The 2,973-nt window shown below is 48.7% G+C and carries 2 protein-coding genes and 2 pseudogenes; all 4 read right to left on the bottom strand.

Annotation, left to right across the window (positions count from 1 at the left end; all coding sequences use genetic code 11):
- Positions 1–245: pseudogene (locus tag Q1M25_RS09305) on the bottom strand (DUF1287 domain-containing protein); the annotation flags it as partial.
- 241 nt (positions 246–486) lie between these two features.
- Positions 487–1,863: a UDP-N-acetylmuramate:L-alanyl-gamma-D-glutamyl-meso-diaminopimelate ligase gene (gene mpl, locus Q1M25_RS09300; protein WP_300484011.1), complete on the bottom strand. Its 1,377-nt coding sequence runs from the start codon at positions 1,861–1,863 to the stop codon at positions 487–489.
- A gap of 388 nt (positions 1,864–2,251) precedes the next feature.
- Positions 2,252–2,590 (bottom strand): P-II family nitrogen regulator, encoded by a 339-nt coding sequence (locus Q1M25_RS09295; protein WP_003746874.1) that lies wholly within the window; start codon positions 2,588–2,590, stop codon positions 2,252–2,254.
- An 89-nt stretch (positions 2,591–2,679) separates the two neighbouring features.
- Positions 2,680–2,973, bottom strand: a pseudogene (locus tag Q1M25_RS09290) (dihydrolipoyl dehydrogenase); the annotation flags it as partial.

The following is a 2,973-nucleotide window of genomic DNA, read 5'->3' as shown; positions in this document are numbered from 1 at the left end:
ACATCGCCCATCGGATAGGTGAGCTTAGTGTAAGCCGGGTCGTAATGAAGGGTCTTACCAATTTGGTTTCGCGCAGATTGTACGATTTGCGGCGATGGTTTGTCTGGTATGGTAATGGGTTGTAGGGAGTCAGTGTCCATACCGGGAATAAATACGTGATTACGGGTAAAAAATACAGCTGTTGCCATCAGAAAGATGGAAAATACAACGCTGAGAAATATAGGCTTGGCAGTTTTATGTTTCATGATATGCGCACGGCTTAGATGTTGTATGCATTATTTATCAGATTTTGGGGAAGGTTGGCAATGCTTAATTGAATAATAGTCTTGCGCGTATGTACGGATAAATGGAAGATAAATGATATTTTATTATTGCCAAATCGTTTTTTGTAAGTACAGATTTTACTTAGTTCATGATAAAAGGCCGTCTGAAAACCAAGCTCCGGTTTTCAGACGGCCTCAATCATTCAAAACTTTCAATAAACCCTTATTTCAATGTTTCCAGCAGCTTTCCGTGTATTCCGCCGAAACCGCCGTTACTCATGACCAAAATATGGTCGCCGGCTTCGGCGTTTTTCACGATTTCGGCAACAAAGGCATCGAAGTCTTTGCCGACGTGTAGCTTGTCGCCTAAAGGCGCGAGGGCTTCGGCGACGTTCCAGTCCACACCGCCGGCGTAGCAGAACACTTGGTCGGCACCTTTGAGGCTTGCGGGCAGGGCGGCTTTCATGGTGCCGAGTTTCATGGTGTTGGAACGCGGCTCGAGGACGGCGAGGATGCGGGCATTACCGACACGTTGGCGCAGGCCTTCGATGGTGGTTTCGATGGCGGTCGGGTGGTGGGCGAAGTCGTCGTAAACGGTGATGCCGTTTACCGTGCCTTTAATTTCCATGCGGCGTTTGACGTTTTTAAACGCGCTCAGGGCTTCGCAGGCCGTCTGAATATCGACGCCGGCATGACGTGCGGCAGCGATAACGGCGAGCGCATTCATGCGGTTGTGTTCGCCCATCAGTTCCCAAGCGACGTGTCCGACCGTTTCGCCATGATGGCATACGTCAAACGAGCCGTCGGCATGAACAGTGCCAACTTGCCAGCCGTGTTCGGTACCGAATTTTTCCACCGGCGTCCAGCAGCCCTTATCCAAAGTGTCTTGCAAACTTTGTTGTTGTCCGTTGCAAACGATGAGGCCTTCAGACGGCACGGTGCGTACCAAATGATGAAATTGGGTTTGAATGGCGCCCAAATCGGTAAAAATGTCGGCGTGGTCGAATTCCAGATTGTTCAAAATGGCGGTACGCGGACGGTAGTGTACAAATTTGGAGCGTTTGTCGAAAAAGGCGGTGTCGTATTCGTCGGCTTCGATGACGAAAAACGGCGATTTGCTGTTCGGGTCTTGGCGCGGCGTTTGCGGCAGACGGGCGGAAACGCTGAAGTTTTCCGGTACGCCGCCGATGAGGAAGCCCGGTGCAAGACCGGCATATTCCAAAACCCATGCCAGCATGGAGGCTGTAGTCGTTTTGCCGTGTGTGCCGGCTACGCCGAGTACCCAGTGCTGGTGCAATACGTTTTCAGCCAGCCATTGCGGGCCGGAAGTATAAGGCAGGCCTTTGTTCAAAATGGCTTCAATCACATCCATGCCGCGTTTGGCAACATTACCGATAACGTAAATATCGGCTTTAAATTTGTCCAATTGAGCGGCATCAAAGCCTTCGTGTACGTCTATGCTCAAGGCTTCGAGCTGGGTGCTCATCGGCGGATACATCTTGGCGTCGCAACCGCTGACTTTAAAACCTGCTTCTTTGGCAATAGCCGCTACGCCGCCCATAAATGTGCCGCCGATACCGATAATGTGGATGTGTTTCATGATAAGACTGTCTTTGGATAAATTAATTTTAAAGCCGTCATTATAACGGAGTTTGGATAAAGGGGTCGTCTGAAAAGTTAGACAACAATAAGAATAGGAAAAAAATACGAGGGATTTGATTTTAAAAGGAGGGCGTTGAGGTTTTGATTGGGTAAGTATTACTTTGAAAAGAGTTATTTGATACGGTAAAGTCGTTCACGAAGGTCAGATGAAGCATTGCCTTGAACTCCTCAATGCTTGATAGCGTGAGGTTTTCGGTAATAGGGTTACTTGGATAGACTTTAGAGAATGGGGGGTATTCAATAATGCCGTCTGAAAAATAAGCCCTCATTAAAACAAGTCATGGCTTTTTTCAGACGGATTTGTATTCTGTATCTTGTGATTTCTATTAAAGCGCAGCATCCGAACGCTCGCCGGTACGGATACGGATGGCTTCTTCAACCGGATAAATGAAGATTTTGCCGTCCCCGATTTTGCCGGAATGTGCGGTTTCCAAAATGGCATCAACAGCCTGATCGACTTTGTCGTCAGCCAATACCAATTCGATTTTTACTTTGGGCAGGAAATCAACCGCGTATTCTGCGCCGCGATAAATTTCCGTATGGCCTTTTTGGCGGCCGAAGCCTTTGACTTCGCTGACGGTCATGCCGGTAATGCCGATTTCGGTCAAGACTTCGCGCACATCGTCGAGTTTGAAAGGTTTGATAATGGCTTCGATTTTTTTCATATTAAATCTCCTTATTTGAGAAAAGGCCGTCTGAAACATTCAGACGGCCTTTGTTCCATTAAGTTCGTTCAAACTTTATTTGAGTGAACTTATTTCTTTTTCTGAGCCGGCAGGTCGGTACATACACCCAATGCCACTTCCGCAGCCATACCGATGGATTCGCCCAAGGTTGGGTGTGGGTGGATGGTTTTGCCGATGTCGGTTGCATCGCAGCCCATTTCGATGGCCAAGCAGACTTCGCCGATCATATCGCCGCCGTTAGGGCCAACGATACCGCCGCCGATGATGCGGCCGGTTTCAGCATCAAAAATCAGCTTAGTGAAACCATTGTCGCAACCGTTGGCAATCGCACGGCCGGAAGCAGCCCATGGGAAGTTGGCTTT

It is taken from the genome of uncultured Neisseria sp., assembly GCF_951230505.1.
GTDB lineage: Bacteria > Pseudomonadota > Gammaproteobacteria > Burkholderiales > Neisseriaceae > Neisseria.
This window is presented reverse-complemented; position numbering and strand designations above follow the sequence as displayed.